The organism is Xanthobacter oligotrophicus (genome assembly GCF_008364685.1).
Classification (GTDB): domain Bacteria; phylum Pseudomonadota; class Alphaproteobacteria; order Rhizobiales; family Xanthobacteraceae; genus Xanthobacter; species Xanthobacter oligotrophicus.
The window spans coordinates 107,645-124,010 of the sequence record NZ_VTTL01000009.1 but is presented as its reverse complement, the minus strand read 5'-3'; the positions used below and the strand labels follow the sequence as shown (position 1 = coordinate 124,010).

At 68.7% G+C, this 16,366-nt stretch carries 14 protein-coding genes and 1 pseudogene; 8 read left to right on the top strand and 7 right to left on the bottom strand.

The features are described from left to right. The first annotated feature begins 48 nt into the window (after window positions 1-48). Together FZ033_RS16000 and FZ033_RS15995 are read left to right on the top strand one after the other, a co-directional pair. A complete protein-coding gene (locus FZ033_RS16000) occupies window positions 49-1,107 on the top strand; it encodes a tellurite resistance TerB family protein (protein ID WP_149577112.1) in 1,059 nt (352 codons plus the stop codon). Window positions 1,108-1,264: 157 nt separating this feature from the next. Next, entirely contained in the window at window positions 1,265-2,131 is an 867-nt protein-coding gene (locus FZ033_RS15995) for a protein-methionine-sulfoxide reductase heme-binding subunit MsrQ (protein WP_149577111.1), read from the top strand. 64 nt (window positions 2,132-2,195) lie between these two features. On the opposite strand, the gene FZ033_RS15990 is transcribed toward FZ033_RS15995, so the two are convergent. The 3 genes from FZ033_RS15990 to FZ033_RS15980 form a co-directional block, all read right to left on the bottom strand. Next, on the bottom strand, window positions 2,196-2,702 hold the full coding sequence (locus FZ033_RS15990) for an acetone carboxylase subunit gamma (RefSeq protein WP_149577110.1): 507 nt from the start codon (window positions 2,700-2,702) through the stop codon (window positions 2,196-2,198). A gap of 81 nt (window positions 2,703-2,783) precedes the next feature. Continuing rightward, complete coding sequence (locus FZ033_RS15985) at window positions 2,784-5,114, bottom strand: hydantoinase B/oxoprolinase family protein (RefSeq protein WP_149577109.1); 2,331 nt, start codon at window positions 5,112-5,114, stop codon at window positions 2,784-2,786. Between the two features lie 184 nt (window positions 5,115-5,298). After that, window positions 5,299-7,452, bottom strand: coding sequence for a hydantoinase/oxoprolinase family protein (locus FZ033_RS15980; RefSeq protein WP_149577108.1), 2,154 nt, complete (start codon window positions 7,450-7,452; stop codon window positions 5,299-5,301). 647 nt (window positions 7,453-8,099) lie between these two features. Between FZ033_RS15980 and FZ033_RS15975 the strand changes: the two are divergent. From FZ033_RS15975 to FZ033_RS15970, 3 genes and pseudogenes are all read left to right on the top strand, one after another. Next, a pseudogene (locus FZ033_RS15975) lies at window positions 8,100-9,299 on the top strand (sigma-54-dependent Fis family transcriptional regulator); the annotation flags it as partial. Between the two features lie 95 nt (window positions 9,300-9,394). Next, window positions 9,395-9,787 (top strand): AAA-type ATPase lid domain-containing protein, encoded by a 393-nt coding sequence (locus FZ033_RS24370; RefSeq protein ID WP_456243180.1) that lies wholly within the window; start codon window positions 9,395-9,397, stop codon window positions 9,785-9,787. A gap of 84 nt (window positions 9,788-9,871) precedes the next feature. Further along, a complete protein-coding gene (locus FZ033_RS15970; protein WP_149577107.1) occupies window positions 9,872-10,423 on the top strand; it encodes a glutathione peroxidase in 552 nt (183 codons plus the stop codon). A gap of 41 nt (window positions 10,424-10,464) precedes the next feature. On the opposite strand, the gene lhpI is transcribed toward FZ033_RS15970, so the two are convergent. Beyond that, entirely contained in the window at window positions 10,465-11,397 is a 933-nt protein-coding gene (lhpI, locus tag FZ033_RS15965) for a bifunctional Delta(1)-pyrroline-2-carboxylate/Delta(1)-piperideine-2-carboxylate reductase (RefSeq protein ID WP_149577106.1), read from the bottom strand. A gap of 232 nt (window positions 11,398-11,629) precedes the next feature. Here lhpI and FZ033_RS15960 point away from each other — a divergent pair, with 232 nt between their 5' ends. Beyond that, entirely contained in the window at window positions 11,630-11,812 is a 183-nt protein-coding gene (locus FZ033_RS15960; RefSeq protein WP_149577105.1) for a hypothetical protein, read from the top strand. Between the two features lie 91 nt (window positions 11,813-11,903). On the opposite strand, the gene eda is transcribed toward FZ033_RS15960, so the two are convergent. Next, complete coding sequence (eda, locus tag FZ033_RS15955) at window positions 11,904-12,551, bottom strand: bifunctional 4-hydroxy-2-oxoglutarate aldolase/2-dehydro-3-deoxy-phosphogluconate aldolase (protein ID WP_149577104.1); 648 nt, start codon at window positions 12,549-12,551, stop codon at window positions 11,904-11,906. Window positions 12,552-12,608: 57 nt separating this feature from the next. Beyond that, window positions 12,609-14,177 carry an L-piperidine-6-carboxylate dehydrogenase gene (gene amaB / locus FZ033_RS15950; RefSeq protein WP_149577103.1) on the bottom strand — a complete coding sequence of 523 codons (1,569 nt, stop codon included), beginning with the start codon at window positions 14,175-14,177 and terminating at the stop codon, window positions 12,609-12,611. 132 nt (window positions 14,178-14,309) lie between these two features. Between amaB and FZ033_RS15945 the strand changes: the two genes are divergently transcribed. Then, window positions 14,310-14,513 carry a DUF2934 domain-containing protein gene (locus FZ033_RS15945; RefSeq protein WP_232847510.1) on the top strand — a complete coding sequence of 68 codons (204 nt, stop codon included), beginning with the start codon at window positions 14,310-14,312 and terminating at the stop codon, window positions 14,511-14,513. An 87-nt stretch (window positions 14,514-14,600) separates the two neighbouring features. Continuing rightward, a complete protein-coding gene (locus tag FZ033_RS15940; RefSeq protein WP_149577102.1) occupies window positions 14,601-14,789 on the top strand; it encodes a DUF3008 family protein in 189 nt (62 codons plus the stop codon). Window positions 14,790-14,875: 86 nt separating this feature from the next. Here the strand turns inward: FZ033_RS15940 and accC are convergent, their stop codons facing one another. After that, the gene (gene accC / locus FZ033_RS15935; protein ID WP_149577101.1) at window positions 14,876-16,234 is read right to left on the bottom strand and encodes an acetyl-CoA carboxylase biotin carboxylase subunit; all 1,359 of its coding nucleotides are present in this window, start codon (window positions 16,232-16,234) and stop codon (window positions 14,876-14,878) included. Window positions 16,235-16,366: the final 132 nt, after the last annotated feature.

Sequence of the window (16,366 nt, the reverse complement as noted above, 5' to 3'; positions counted from 1 at the left end):
GATCGCTTGCTGTGCAACCCGATTGGAACGTCCTTCAGGGAGGGTCTCATGGCGGATGCAGGTAGTCTTCTGGGGCAGTTGCTCGGGGCTGCGCTCGGCAACGGCAGCGTGCGCGGCGGCGGGGGTGCCGGCGGCGGCGGCCTCGACCAGATCCTCAAGAGCGTGCTGGAAGGCGCGGGACAGGGCGGGCAAGGCGCGCCCTCCGGCCAAAGCGGCGGCTTGCCCGGCGGCCTCGGCGACATTCTCGGCCAGGTGCTCGGTGGCGGGGCATCCGGTGGCGGCCGGCCGCAGGGCGGTGCGTCCGGCCTGCCGGGCGGGCTCGGGGATATTCTCGGCCAGGTGCTGGGCGGCGGCGGACAGCGCCCCGGCGGTACGGGTGACAGCGGCGGCGCAACGGCCGGCCTTCCCGGCGGGCTGGGCGACATCCTCGGCCAGATCCTCGGCGGCGGCAGCGCGCCGGCGGGCGGCGGCATGTCGGGCGGCAGCACCGGCGGTTCGCTCGGCGATCTCGCCCAGGCCTCCCTCGGCGGCCCGGCCACCACCTCCGCTCCCACCCCCTACCCCACCCCGGCGCCAGCTCCCTCCCCTGCCCCGCAGTCGGGGAGCGGCGACCTGGTGAAATACGGCGGCATGGCCGTCATCGGCATGCTGGCGTGGAATGCGTTCCGCAAGTGGCAGTCTCAGTCGGGTGGCCGGTCGGCTTTCACCGATGGCGCGCCGAATGCCGCTGGCTTCTCGCCGGCCGCAGCTCCCGGCGGGGCCGATGCCTTCTCCGGCGTCCTGCTCTCGGCCATGGCCGCGGCGGCGCAGGCGGACGGGCAGATCGATCAGGACGAACTGCAGCGCATCACCGGCGGCCTGTCCCGCTTCGGGGCGGCGGCGCCGGAGCGCGATGCGCTCATCTCCTTCCTCACCACCCCGGTGGACCCGCAGCAGGTGGTGGATGCGGCCACCAGCCCCGAAGCAGCGCTGCAGATCTACGCCGCCTCGGCCATGGCGATCCGTCCCGACAGCGCGGCCGAGAAGCAGTATCTCGCCAGCCTCGCCTCGGCTCTCAACCTCGATCCGGGCCTCAAGGCCCAGCTGGACGCGGACCTGAACGCCTGAGAGCGTGGGCTATGCTCACGCCATCGTGCGCGGCGGGGTCGTAACGGCGCCCCGCCGCCGGGCGTAATGGGAAGCGGAGCGGCCGGCAGAGGCCGTTTCGTCCGGGGCGGAAACGCCCCCCTCCCCATGCGCAGCGAAGGACGCGAGCGAACACCCCATGCCCCTCTTCCACGAACGCTCCGGCAAGTTCAGTCCCGAGAAGACGCTCTTCATTGTGGCCACGATACTGCCGGCAGTCTGGCTCGCCGGCCTTGCCGCCAACGGCATGCTTGGCGCCCGGCCGTGGACCGAGGCCATCCACTTTACCGGCCTGTGGGCCATCCGCTTCCTCGCCGTGACCCTCGCCATCACGCCGCTGCGCAAGCTCTTGTCCTATCCGAAGCTTTATTTCGGGCGCCGCATCTTCGGCCTCGCGGCGCTGTTCTACGCCGCCTTCCACCTGCTGCTATTCGTCGTGGACCAGGGCGCTGGCCGGGCGCTGAGCGAGATCGTGCTGCGCATCTATCTCACCATCGGCGCGGTGGCGCTGATGCTGCTCATCGCGCTCGGAGCCACCTCGTTCGACGGCGCCATCCGCCGGCTTGGAACAGAACGGTGGAACCGGCTGCACATGGCGGTCTATGGCATCGCCCTGCTGGGCGCGGTGCATTTCTTTCTGCAATCGAAGCTGGACGTGACCGAGCCGGTGCTCATGGCCGGCTTGTTCGTGTTCCTGTTCGCGTACCGCATCGCCGTGCGCCTCGCCGGCGACGTGACGCCGCTGGGCGTCGCAGGCCTTGCCGTGCTGTCCGCGCTGCTGACGGCTGGGGTGGAAGTGCTGTGGTACGGCCTCGCCACGCGGGTGGATCCGTGGCTGGTGGCGGAGGCGAACCTCTCCCTCGATCTCGGCCCGCGCCCCGCCTTGTGGGTGCTGGGGGCGGGGCTCGCCCTGGCCCTGCTCGCCGCCCAGCGCCGGGAGGCGGCACCCGCGCGCGGGCGGCGACGCGCCGCTTCGGCGACACAGACGAAGATCGAGGCGTCCTGAACCGGAGCGTCGCGCGAAAACGGGGGCGGTCGCCCGCCCCCGTCTTCGCTTGCGTTCGACCAGATCAGGCGTCGGCCCGCTCCGGCACCGGCAGGCCCAGCCACTCCTGGTAGAAGCCCTCGATATCCGGCGAGAAATCGTGGATCACCGGATACCAGGGGGTAGGCGCCTCCACATCATGAAGGGTGCCGCATTCCGGGCAGAAATATTCGCGGATCACCTGCCAGGACGGCGTCGGCGCCATGAGGCGGGGATAGATCTGCTCCATCTTCTGCGGCGTGTCGCGCACATGGACGCGGGCGTGAAGCTTCCAATTGTCCTTCCAGTCGCAGAAATCGTGGCCGCATTCGCAGCGCACGGTCCATTTCTTGGAGACCTTCTGCTGCACGATGAAGAGCTTGGGGCCGAGCGGCAGGATGATCTTGTCATCCCACGGCATGCGCTCCTGCAGGATCTCCACATAGGTCACGAACCGCTCCGGGTCCTTGGGGGTGGAGAGCATCTGGTGCAGCGTATCGGGATCGATTTTGCCATCCACGAGATCGACGATCTTCGAGCGGGTATAGGCCATGGTGTTTCCTCCACTTGATGTTTGATTTCCAAGGAAAAAATGGGCGGTAGCGGCGGCTGTCGCCGCCGCCCAGTGGAGGGATCATTCCTCCACGAACTGCACGGTGTGCACGTCGGGCAGTTCGGAGATGTCCATGGAATAGCGCGAGCCGTAGGTGGGCACGCCGATCTCTTCCTCCGGCAGCGTCCAGCTGTCGGGCAGGGTCCAGAAGGCGCGGAAGTCCTTCTCGAAGCGCGGGCCGAGCTTGAAGGAGGCGGCGAACATCTGCCGCACCTGCGTGCCCGCATCCTTGGCGAGGATCTTCTCGCGCTCGCCCTTCATCCATTCGGAGACCGGAACGGACTTGGCGAGGCGATCCTTGCGGATCTGGGCGCGGGCGGCGGCGGTGGCGGCCTCGTCCACGCCATACTGCCCGTCCGCCCCCTTCCTCACCACGACGCCATAGACATCGCCGGCGAAGCGCTCCAGCACGTAGCCGCCGTTGATGTCGTCGGCCACCGCCTGTGGTTCACGATCCAGCGGATCGCCGAAGCCGGGGCCGCCGCGCATGTAGTTGAGGTAGAGGTCGTAGTCGGAGAACATCTCCTCGGTGGTGATGGCCTGCTTGTCGCGCTTGATCTGGGCGTCGGGCAGCATGGCGTCCCAGGTGGGGTTCTCCGGGTCGGTGTCGCCGCCGAGCGGGATCTCGGCGCCGGACGCGATCAGCTCCTTCAGGTTGGTCTTGTGGGCGGCGAAGCGATAGCCGGAGGCCGCCGGATAACCGCCCATCAGCCCCCAATCGGAGGAGATGTGGCCGTTGCCCATGAAGAACATGGTCCAGTCCTTGGCATTCCAGACCATGCGCAGGCTCTCGAAGCCGCAGCCGCCGCGATACTTGCCGGAGCCGCCCGAGGACGCCTTGATCTGTCGGCCGAGATAGACCAGCGGCTCGGCCAGTTCCCAGATCTCCATGTCGCCCATGTCGCCTTCCGGGTTCCAGATGGCGGCGGCGTGGGAAAGGCCGTCCTGCACCGCGGTGGCCCCGGTGCCGTTGGCGGCGCACTCGAACGAGTTCACGGCGTGGATCTCGTCATACTGGTTGAAGCCGCCGCCCTGCAGCCAGTTGGAGGTGTTGGCGTTGCCGGCGTTCACCTCCTCCAGATAGCCGCGCCCGAAGTAGGAGCGCGACAGGCCGCGCCACAGCGCCGTCCAGGCCGACACCAGGAAGTGCCAGCTGTAGGAGAAGGCGACGCGGCGGTCGTCCGGGTTCATCCAGGTGCCCTTGGGCAGGCGGAACTCGGTGCCGTAGGCGGCGCCGTCATTGATCATCTCGGAGGGGATGAGGGTCTGGGTCATCATCACCCAGATGCCTGAGGTGAAGCTCACCTGGTGGGCGTTGTAGGTGTGCCAGCCCCAGCGGCTCGCCCCCTCGAAGTCGAGGCGCCACGTGCCGTCCCGGCGGATGGTCATCTCGCAGGGCGCGTGCATGATGGTGTCGAGCTTGGCGAAATCAGACGGCACCCGCACGTCCTCATGGGCATAGGGCACGTCCACGAAGCCCACCTGCCGGTAGGTGCCGGGGATGGTCATGGCCTTGATGCGGGCCTGAAGTCCCAGCCGGCCATGCTCCACCGCCTCGTAGGCGAACTTCCAGTAGGCCTCGATGCCTTCTTCCGCCACCACCTCTTCCACCAGCCTGCGGATCATGTGGCAGCCGGCGATGCGAGTGCGCTCGTCCAGCATCCAGTAGCGTGTGGTACGCACCATGCGCTGGCTTTCGTGCAGCCAGTCGCGGAACAGGATGTCGTTGGCGCCCACCTTGCGGCAGGTGATGGAATAGCCGTCGCCGAAGCGCTGCACCTGCCCGGTGGCCATGGAGCCCGGCCCCACCGCGCCGGTGTCGATGACGTGGGTGACGCCGCCCACCCAGCCGATCAGCTCACCTTCCCAGAAGATGGGGACGATGGTGTGGATGTCGCACGGGTGCACGTTCCCGATCAGGCTGTCATTGTTGCAGAAGATGTCCTTGTCATGGACGCCGGGATTGGCCTCCCAATTGTTCTCGATCATGTATTTGATGGCGGCACCCATGGTTCCCACATGGATGATGATGCCGGTGGAGGTGAGAAGGCTGTCGCCCGCCGCGTTGTAGAGGGTGAAGCACAGCTCGCCCTCCTGCTCCACGATGGGGGAAGCGGCGATCTTCTTGGCAGTCTCGCGGGCATCCACCACGCCGGCCCGCAGGCGCGAGAACAGCTTGTTGTAGAGGATGGGCTCGCGCTCGCGCAGCTCCAGCGTCTTCAGGCCGGCGTAGCGGCCGGTGGCCTTGGTGGCGGCCATGAGGCGGTCGCGATGCTCCTTCAGCGTCTCGCCGCCGCGCACGATGCCGCGCGTCGCACCCGCGAGGGTGCTCTGGTCTACAGTCACGTTCATGGGGTCGTTTCCTTTGAGTTCGTTGACTCGGATTGGGTGTTCCGCCCGCCGTCATGCCCGGGCTTGTCCCGGGCATCCACGCCGAGCCGCTCGCGCAATGCTCGGCGCATCGCACCCGGTGGCGAGGCGTGGATGGCCGGGACAAGCCCGGCCATGACGGGCGGAGGGGTCGGGAACGTCGCCCTCACACTTCGCGCAGGTGGAACAGGCGGTGGCCGTCGAGCCAGGTCTCGAAGCCGTCGGGCACCACGAAGGTGGTGGCGTCGGATTCGATCACGGCGGGGCCCATCACCCGGTTGCCCGGGCGCAGCGACTCCATGTGGTAGAGCTGCGCATCCACCCACCGCTTCTTGCGATAGAACTTGCGGGTGCCGATCTTGGCGCTCTCGGGCGGGGTCTCGCCCTCCTCCGGCTCCTTCGGGATCTTGGGCTTGGGGATCGGCACCATGCCGCGCATGATGGCGCCGGTGACCGAATAGCCCAGCTCCGGCGAGCGGGCGGAGGCGGCATAAACCCGGCCGTAGGTGGCGTTGAAGGCCTCCGTCAGTTGGTCCCAGTCGGCGGCGGTTTGAGCCTGCGCCAGCGGGCTCTCGATCTCCAGGTCGTTGAGCTGCCCGCGATACTGCATGCGGTAGCCGGGCTGGAGCGTCACCTGCTCCGGCGCATAGCCGTTCAGCTTGAACTCTTCGAGCACGTTCTTGGTCAGTTCCTCCCACGCCGCCTGGAGGGTGGCTGCGGCCTTCTCCTTGTCGGCATCGGGGGTTTCCGTCGGCATGTTGATGTCGAGGGACTTGTCGTAGCGATACTCGAAGTCCGCAGCCGCGCAGCCGAAGGCGGAGAAGCCCGCCGCCCAGGCCGGCACGATCACGTCCTCGAAGCCGAGGCCTTCGGTGTAGCCATAGGTGTGGACCGGGCCGGCGCCACCATAGGAGAAGCACACGAAGCTCGCCGGCGAATAGCCTTTGCCGGAGATCATGGCTCGCAGATAGTCGCGCAGGTCGCTGTCCAGCAGCTCAATGACGCCGGCGGCGGCATCCTCCACCGACAGGCCGAGCGGATCGGCGATCTGGGTCTTGATGGCATCCACCGAGCGCTGGCGATCGAGCTTCACCGCCCCGCCGAGGAAGTTGTCAGGGTTGAGATAGCCCAGCACCATGTGGCAGTCGGAGATGGTCACCGTCTCGATGCCGCTCTCCTTCCAGCACACGCCCACCCGGTAGCCGGCCGAGTCCGGTCCCAGCTTGATGGCGCGGGTGTAGGGATCGAGGCGGATGAAGGAGCCGGCGCCCGCCCCCACCGAATCCATGGCCACCAGCGGCAGCGACAGGACGAGGCGGGCCATGTCCGGGTCGTTCTTGATGGTCAACTCGCCCTGGGTGATGAGCGCCACGTCGAACGAGGTGCCGCCGATGTCCGAGCAGGCGATGTTCTTGTAGCCTAGCACCTCGCCGAGATATTTCGCGCCGATCACCCCGCCGATGGGACCCGATACGATGGTGCGTGCCAGCTCCTTCGCCTTCCAGGAGATGGTGCCGCCATGGGTCGCCATCACGCGGAAGTCGAACTTGGTACCCCGTTCCTTGAAGGCGTCGGAGATCTTCAAGAGCGTCTGCCGCGAGGGCTCGGCGGCGTAGCCTTCCAGGATGGTGGTGTTGGTGCGGTGGGTTTCCTTGCGCACCGGATAATAGTCGGCGGAGGCGAAGACCGGGATTTTCTTGCCGCTCTTCTCCACTTCCTCCAAAACGATGTCGCGCACGCGGCGCTCGTTGACCGGGTTCTTGTAGGAATGCAGCAGCGAGATGACGATGCCTTCCGCATCGGCCGCGATCAGGTCGCGGGCGGCCTCCCGCGCCGTGTCCTCGCGCAGGGGGATCACCTGCGTGCCCATCATGTCGGTACGCTCCACCACGCCACGGGTCAGGTGGCGCGGAACCAGCGGGGGGTCGTAGCGGTGGGTGTTGAGGTGGATGCGGTCCTCATAGGCGTAGCCGAGGTGGCTCTGCACCGCGCGGCCCATGCGGTGGAAATCCTCCATGCCGCGATTGACGATGAGGCCGCATTTCAGCCCCTTGCGCTGGACCACGCGATTGAGCATCGCGGTGCCCGAATAGACGCCGGTCTGGAGCTGGGCGAGCGCGTCGTGGAGCGACATGCCCCAGTTGGCGAGCCCGTCCTCAGAAGAGGCGATGAGGCCCAGGGCCTCGTTCTGGGGCGTGGACTGGGCCTTGCCGACGACGAAGTCGCCGTCCTGGTCCACGAAGAAAGTATCCGTCATGGTGCCGCCGGCATCGATGCCGAGCACCTGGACGTTGCGCAGGTGTCCCACAGGAACGTTCACGCCGTTGTCCTCCCATTAATGCCGGCCTCACTTTTCGGTGCCGGCTCGCCATGGGAATGGCAGGATGCGTGCCAGAGGCGTTCGACTGTAGAAAATCGCGGATTCACCTGAATATTGTGCAATGCATCATGTAATATGGAAGAATTCGACTGTCCGGTTTCCGGACACTTGTTGTCCGAGGCCCTGGCGGCAGCCCCGAACGACTGCGACTGCGCGCCCTGCGGGCCTTGCCCATGGCGCGAACTTGCGCTTATCTTGCCGACCAAGCCGCCGCCGACGGGGAACAACCGGCGGATAGAATGCGGCACGTCAGGGAGTGAACCCGCCATCGGGCACGGCGCCGGCTGATCAGCCGAGCGGACGCGCACGCTGGCCAACGGCTTAGGCGGCGCCTTTCGGGAACGCCGCGCCGCCCGGCCCGGAGGGCAGAGCTGGTGCCATATCGCGAGATTGCCCGTGCCTGGGAGGCGTTTCACCAGGACGGCATCGCCTCATCCGTCGTCCGCCCCGCGGTGCTGGCCTCCTGGCAGCGCTCGCGGCAACACGCCATCACGGCGAACCGGTCCGAAGCCCCCCTCGTGAGCGAGGCGGAGCTGCATCGCCGTCGGCAGCAGAACACACGCCTCATCGCCGCCGCCCGCCCGGCCATGGACGAGGCGCGCCACCTGCTCTCCGACGCGCGCTCCATGCTCATCCTCACCGATACCGAGGGCACCATCCTCGAAACCGAGGGCGACGCGCGGGCGGTGGATACCGGCCAGGAAGTGAAGCTCCAGCGCGGCGGCCTGTGGTGCGAAGCACAGATCGGCACCAATGCCATCGGCACCGCCCTCGCCAGCGGCCGGCCGGTGCAGATCCACGCCGCCGAGCATTTCTGCGCCAGCGTGCAGCGCTGGACCTGCGCCGCCGCACCGGTGCGCCATCCCGGCCATGGGGCGGTGATCGGCGCGGTGGATGTCTCCGGCTCCACCGACACTTTCAACCCGCAGAACCTCGCCCACGCGGTGGCCCTCGCCCAGCAGATCGAGGCGGTGCTGGGCCGGCGCATGGAGATGGAGCACGAGCAGGTGCTGCGCCATTTCCTCTCCAAGCGCTCGCTGTGGCTGTCGGAGGAAATCCTCGCCTTCGGCCGCTCCGGCGCCCTCATCTATTCCACCGACCGCGCGCTGAAGGAGGTGGCCCGCCGCAACGGGCGCTTCATCGCCGACGGCCGGCTCGCCGCGCTTAACGACGTGGCGCCGGCGGCCTGGGCCGAGCGCGTCGCGGCCCTGCTGCCGGGCGCCAGTGTGGAGATCGTGCGCGAGGACGGCGAGGAGATCGGCGGCGTGGTGGTGCTCCACACCCCGCGCAAGCCCCGCCCGATGCTGCGCGAGGCGACGCGGGAGCCGGAGGTGCTGCCGTTCGAGGCCATCATCGGCGACAGCCCGGTGATGCGCGAGGTGCGGGAGAAGGCCCGGCGCATGGCCGAGAGCGGCCTTCCCATCCTGCTGGAAGGGGAGACCGGCGTGGGCAAGGAGGTGTTCGCCCGCGCCATCCATGGCGGGCGCGCGCCCTGCGGGCCGTTCGTGCCGCTCAATTGCGGCGGCCTGCCGCGGGACCTCATCGCCAGCGAGCTGTTCGGCTACGAGAAGGGTGCCTTCACCGGTGCCGACGCCGCCGGCAAGCAGGGCAAGGTGGAGGCGGCCGACGGCGGCCTGCTCTGCCTCGACGAGATCGGCGAGATGCCGCTGGAGCTGCAATCCTACCTGCTGCGCGTGCTGGAGGATGGCGTCGTCTACCGCGTCGGCGGGCATAATGGGCGGCGGGTCAATCTGCGGCTCGTCTCCATGACCAACCGCGACCTCTCCGGCGAGGTGGCGGCGGGGCGTTTCCGCAAGGACCTGTTCTATCGCATCGCGGCGCTGCGCTGCGCATCCCGCCCTTGCGCGAGCGCGGCGAGGACGTGGCCGTGCTGCTCGACCACTTCGGTCGCAGTGCCGCCGCTCGCGCCGGGCTGCCCCCGCCCCGCTTCTCGCCGGCCGCCCATGCGGCGCTCATGGCCTATGCCTGGCCCGGCAATGTGCGCGAATTGCGCAACGTGGTGGACATGCTGGTGGCCATGGGCGGCACCGGTGACGACGAGGGCGCTCTGATCGACATCGCCGACCTGCCGCAGGAGATCCGCGAGGAATCGACAGAGACGGCGCGGGCCACCGACCTCAAGGCGGTGAAGGAAGCCGCGATCCGCGCCGCCGTAGACGCCTGCGGCGGCAACCTCTCCCGCGCCGCCCGGCGCCTCGGCATCGCCCGCTCCACCCTCTACATGCGCCTCTCGGCGCTGGAGCGCGGCGCCTGACCGCCTTATGCCGCGCGCTGTCTCGGCGGGCACCGGAGGGCGTGCTAGCCTGCGCGCCGACGCAACTCATCCCGGCAGGATCTTATGTCCCAGGCTCTGTTCGACATCCCCCTGAAACGCATCGACGGCACCCCGGCGACGCTCGGCGACTTCGGGGGCAAGGTTCTCCTCGTGGTCAATGTCGCCTCCAAATGCGGGCTTACCCCGCAGTATGCGGCGCTCGAAAAGCTGTATGAGGCGCGCCACGGCGACGGGCTCGAGATTCTCGGCTTCCCGGCCAATGATTTCGGCGCGCAGGAGCCCGGCACCGAGAGCGAGATCGCCAGCTTCTGCAGCCTGACCTATGGCGTCACCTTCCCCCTGTTCGAGAAGATCTCGGTCGCGGTCGCCACCCGCCACCCGCTCTACGACACGCTGGTTGCCGCCCAGCCCGAGGCCGAGGGCGCGGAGGCCATGCGCCAGCGCTTCGCCAGCCGAGGCCGGACCATGCCGCCCTCGTCCGACGTGATGTGGAACTTCGAGAAGTTCGTGGTGGGCCGCGACGGACGCGTTATCGCCCGCTTCGCGCCGGACGTGACGCCGGATGACCCGCGCCTGACTGAGGCGCTCGACGCCGCGCTGGCCGCGACCGCCTGAACTCCAGCCCGGCGCCCCTCGCGGGGGCGTCGGGCGCCGGCTCACCCCGCCACCAGTTCCGCCGCTACCAGATCCTCCAGCGCCGCGCCCACGGACTTGAAGAGCGTCACGCTCTCACTTTCCGTGCGCCCCTCCTTGAGGCCGGCGCACAATTCGTGGAGGTCCGCCCGCACCAGATCCTTCGACCAGCGCCCGGAGGCCAGCGGCTGGAGCAGGTCGCCGGCTTCCGCCAGCGCGCCGCCGTAGGTGTCCACATAGACGGCGCTTTTCGCCACGAGGTCGTCGTCGCTCTCGCGCATGGCCGGGGTGAAGGCGCCCACCAGGTCCACATGGGTGCCGGGCCTCACATCCCGCCCCAGCACCAGCGGCTCCACCGAGGTGGTGGCGCAGGTGACGATGTCCGCCGCCCGCACCGCCGCCGAGAGATCCTGGGCCGGCTCCGCGGGAAGCCCCAGCGCCTTGAGCCGCGCCGCCATCTCCTGCGCCCGCGCCAGCGAGCGGCCCCACACCAGCACCCGGCCGATGGGCCGCACGAAGCAGTGGCCCTGGGCGAGATGGAAGGCGAGGTGGCCGGTGCCCACTACGGTCAGCGTCTCGCTGTTCATGCGCGACAGGAAGCTGGAGGCCAGCGCGGAAGTGGCGGCGGTGCGGCGGTTGGTGAGGGCCTCGGCGTCCAGGATCGCCCTCGGCACGCCGGTGGCGCCATCGAACAGCACATAGAGGCCGTGGACCGAGCCCATGTTTCGCGCCGCATTGGCGGGGAAGATGTTGACGATCTTCACGCCCAGCGCCGCGCCGCGTCGCCAGGCCGGCATGGCGAGGAGATGGGCCGGCGCGCCCGCCTGCCCCACCTCGTAGGACTGGCGCACGGGCGCCTCCACCCGCGCCTCCGCGAAGGCGGCGCCAAGGGCCGGCACCAGCCGCTCGTAGCCCAGCGCGGCCTCCACCTCTGCGGCCTCATACACCCGAACCATGGTTTCCTCCCGCCTGCGCCTTTGCCAGACCGTAGAGCACGCGGCACCTTTGCCCGCAACGGCGCGGGAACCAAACGGGGCCGCGGCTACTTGGATCTGCAACAGGAGATCCGCCATGCAATACGAACCACTGACAACACAAAGCGTGAGGCGTTTCCTTCCCCGATTCTTGCCCCACACAGGTGAAGTCTTTCAGGCTGCGCCCCATGACCGGCCATTGCTCGAATGGAGCATGGACGAAGACGGCGCGGAACTTCTCGGGTGCAACGGCACCCCCCTCGTCCGCCTCGACTGCCGCAACCAGCGCTGGTTCTTCAGCCTGGTCGGCTCCGACGCAACGCCCATCCGGTTCGGCTCGCGCGCCGAGGCCCGGCTGCTCGCGGTGTTCTATGCGCGCCGCACGTTTCAGGCGTGAAGACTGCGGACGTGGCGATTGTTCTTTCCTGACGCGCCTTGCCTGAAACGCCTTGCCTGCCGGACCGCGGGGTAACCTGTCGCCCCTGCCCTCAGGCGAAGGTGGCGGCCCGCTTCAGCGCGGCGGCGGCCTTGGCGAGATCGCGCACCTTGCCGAAATCCCCCGCGCGGATGGCGTCCGCCGGCACCACCCAGGAGCCGCCCACCGCCACCACGTTGGGCAGGGCCAGATAGTCCGGCGCATTGTAAGGGCCGATGCCGCCCGTGGGGCAGAAGCGCAGCTGCGGCAGCGGCCCGGCGATGGACTTCAGGAACGCCGCGCCACCCGAGGCCTCGGCGGGAAAGAATTTCAGCACCTCGAAGCCCAGCTCCACGAGGCGCATGGCCTCCGACGCGGAAGCGCAGCCGGCCATCACCGGAATCGGCGTCTCGGTGAAGGCGGCGAGGAGGTCGGGGGTGGTGCCCGGGCTCACCAGGAAGGTGGCGCCCGCCTCCAGCGAAGCCTCGATCTGGGCCCGCTCGACCACCGTTCCGGCGCCGACGATGGCGCCCTCCACCTCCGCCGAAATCAGGCGCACCGCTTCCAGCGCCACCGGTGTGCGCAGGGTCACCTCGATGAGGGGCAGGCCGCCTTCCACCAGCGCGCGGGCCAGCGGCACCGCATCCTCCAGCCGCTCGATGACCACCACAGGGACGACGGGGGCTTTCGCCACAAAGGCGAGCGGGCTCGGAAGGCTCATGGTCGTTCTCCTGGATTTAAAGCGGTGGAAGGGCAATCCGGGTCCTCTGTCGAGGGCTCATCCCACGTCGAACGTCACGCCCTGGGCAAGCGGCAGGGTCGAGCCGTAATTGATGGTGTTGGTGGCGCGCCGCATATAGGCCTTCCAGCTGTCGGAGCCGGCCTCGCGCCCACCGCCGGTCTCCTTCTCGCCACCGAAGGCGCCGCCGATCTCGGCACCCGAGGGACCGATGTTCACGTTGGCGATGCCGCAGTCCGAGCCGGTGGCGGACAGGAAGCGCTCCGCCTCCCGCAGGTCCGTGGTGAAGATGGACGAGGCGAGGCCCTGCGGCACGGCGTTTTGCAGCCCGATCGCCTCGTCGAGATTGGCATGGCGCATCACATAGAGGATGGGCGCGAAGGTCTCGGCGGCCACGCAATCGGCCTGGAACGGCATCTCTACCAACGCAGGGCGCACATAATAGGCGTCGAGCGCGTCTTCCGCGCCCAGCCGCTCGCCGCCGGACACAAGGCCGCCGGCCACACGGGCATCCTCCAGCGCCGCCTGCATGGCGGAGTAGGCGTCCTCGTCGATAAGCGGCCCCACCAGGGTGCCCGGCTCCCGCGGATCGCCCACCGGCACCGAGCCGTAGGCCTGATGCAGCCGCGGCACCAGCGCGTCATAGACGCTGTCATGCACGAAGAGGCGGCGCAGGCTGGTGCAGCGCTGGCCGGCGGTGCCCATGGCGGCGAAGGCCACCGCGCGCAGGGTCAGATCCAGATCGGCGGAGGGGCAGACGATGGCGGCATTGTTGCCGCCCAGCTCCAGGATCGCCCGCCCGAACCGCCGCGCGATACGGGGCGCCACCGCCCGGCCCATGGCGGTGGAGCCGGTGGCCGAGACCACGCCAACACGCGGGTCGTCCACCAGCGCCTCCCCCGCCTCGCGCCCGCCGAGCAGGAGGGTGGACAGCCCTTCCGGCACGCCGCCGAAGCGGGCGGCAGCGCGGGCGAAGATGGCGTCCACCGCCAGCGCGGTCAGCGGGGTCTTCTCCGATGGCTTCCACACCACAGCATTGCCGCACACCAGGGCCAGCGCCGCGTTCCACGACCACACCGCCACCGGAAAGTTGAATGCGGAGATGACGCCCACCACCCCCATGGGGTGCCAGGTCTCCATCATGCGGTGGTCGGGCCGCTCGGTGGCGATGGTGAGGCCGTGGAGCTGGCGGGACAGGCCGGTGGCGAAATCGCAGATGTCGATCATCTCCTGCACTTCGCCCGCGCCCTCGGAGGCGATCTTGCCCGCCTCCAGCGTCACCAGCGCGGCAAGGTCGGCCTTGGCGGCGCGCAATTCCTCGCCCAGCAGCCGCACCAGCTCGCCCCGGCGCGGCGCCGGCACGCTGCGCCAGTGCAGGAAGGCGGCGTGCGCCCGGCCGATGGCAGCCTCCGCCGAATCGGCGCCGGGATTGGCCTCGGCGAGGTCGGCCGCAGATCCGGAGAGGGCACCCCAATGGGCCACCACCTCCCCGGTGAGGGGCGAGCGCGCGGCGTTCGGTCCCGACAGGCGATCCGGGGAGACACCCAGCCGCTCCAGGACCGCCTTGACCTGCGCCGCGATCTCGCCGGTGCGGGGGAAGCTCGCCATCGCCGTCTCCTGCTTTTTGATTCATTCCCTTGTAGCCGTGGCGGCCTCAACCGGGAACCGGGAGCGATGCGCGTCGTTGGTTTGTCCGGAGGGAGCGCCGCCGCGCGCCCGAAACCAGCCTGTGGAGGACCCATGCCCCACACCACTCAACCCCAGACCAAGGCCCCCGACGCCGCCGGAGAAGGCCTGACCGCCACCGAGCGCGAGCAGATCAGCCGGCGCGCCCGCGCCCTCTGGCAGGAGGAAGGCTTTCCCCAGGGCCGCGACCGCGAGCTGTGGGCGCAGGCGGAGCTTCAGGTGCTGAAGGGCCGCACCGCCGTCCGCGATAACCGATGAGCCGTCGGCGCTCAGGCCTGACCACGGCTTGAGCCACCCTGTCCGGCGTCGGTCGCCGACCGCTGCCACTGGCACGAGGAGACACTGATGCCGGCAAAATCCAAGGCCCAGCAGATGGCGGCGGGTGCCGCCCTCGCGGCCAAGCGTGGCGAACGCAAGACCAGCGAGCTGACGGGCGCCTCGCGGGAGATGGTGAAGACCATGACGGAAAAGGAGCTGTCGGAGCTGGCCTCCACCAAGCGCAAGGGCAAGCCCGAGCACATCTCGCGCGACTGAGGCGGAGCCTCAATGCCGGGAAACGGGGCGCCGCACGCAAAAAATAAGGCGCCACGTGGCGCCTTATTATCCAAGTGTTCCCGGCGTCAGCCGGCCTTCTTGCCCTCGCCCTCGGCGAGGAAGTGTTCCAACCAGTGGATGTCGTACTTGCCCTCGGCGATGTCGCGGGTGCGCACCAGGGTGCGGAACAGCGGCAGCGTGGTGTCGATGCCGTCCACCACGAACTCGTCCAGCGCGCGTCGCAGGCGACGCAGGCATTCATCCCGCGTCTTGCCGTGCACGATCAGCTTGCCCACCAGGCTGTCGTAGGTGGGCGGGATGACGTAACCCTGATAGGCGTTGGAATCCACGCGGATGCCGAGCCCGCCGGGCACGTGATAGTGGGTAATCCTGCCCGGCGAGGGCCGGAAGGTGGTGGGATGCTCCGCATTCACCCGGCATTCGATGGCATGGCCCTCGATCACCACGTCCTTCTGGGTGAGGGTCAGGGGCTCGCCGGCGGCAACCCGGATCTGCTCGTTGATCAGGTCGATACCGGTGACCATCTCCGTCACCGGGTGCTCCACCTGGATGCGGGTGTTCATCTCGATGAAATAGAACTCGCCGTTCTCATACAGGAACTCGATGGTCCCCACGCCAAGATAGCCGAGGTCGCGCATGGCCTTGGCGCAGGTCTCGCCGATCCGCGCGCGCTGCTCGGGGGTGATCACCGGGGACGGCGCCTCTTCCCACACCTTCTGGTGACGGCGCTGGAGCGAGCAGTCGCGCTCGCCCAGATGGATGGCGTGGCCCTTGCCGTCGCCTAGCACCTGCACCTCGATGTGGCGCGGGGTGGAGAGATACTTCTCAAGATAGACCGCATCGTCACCGAAGGCGGCCTTGGCCTCGGTGCGGGCGGTGGAGAGGGCCTCGGAGAGGTCCTCCTTGGTCATCGCCACCTTCATGCCGCGCCCGCCACCGCCGGCAGCCGCCTTCACCAGCACCGGGAAGCCGATCTCGTCGGCGACGCGATGGGCCTCCTCATCCGAATGGACGCCGCCATCGGAACCCGGCACCACCGGAATGCCGAGCGACTGGGCCGTCTTCTTGGCCTCGATCTTGTCGCCCATGATGCGGATGTGCTCCGCCTTGGGGCCGATGAAATAGATGTTGTGATCGGCGAGGATCTCGGCGAACCGGGCGTTCTCGGCCAAAAAGCCGTAGCCGGGATGCACCGCGTCCGCCCCCGTGATCTCGCAGGCGGCGAGCAGGGAGGGGATGTTGAGGTAGCTCTCGCGGGCGGCCGGAGGGCCGATGCACACGCTCTCGTCGGCGAGGCGCACGTGCATGGCGTCGGCATCGGCGGTGGAGTGGACCGCGACCGTCGCAATGCCCAGCTCCTTGCAGGCGCGCAGGATGCGCAGCGCGATCTCGCCGCGGTTGGCGATGAGGATTTTTCTGAACATCAGCAGTGCCCGCCTCTAAAGCAGATGCGCGTTTCCATGAACCGCGGCCCTGCTCCAAGTGTCTGCGTTAATGCGTTCCCGTCTTGCGAGGCGGAACCCGCCCCGCTCGAAAACGCCTCGGTCTGCGCTGAC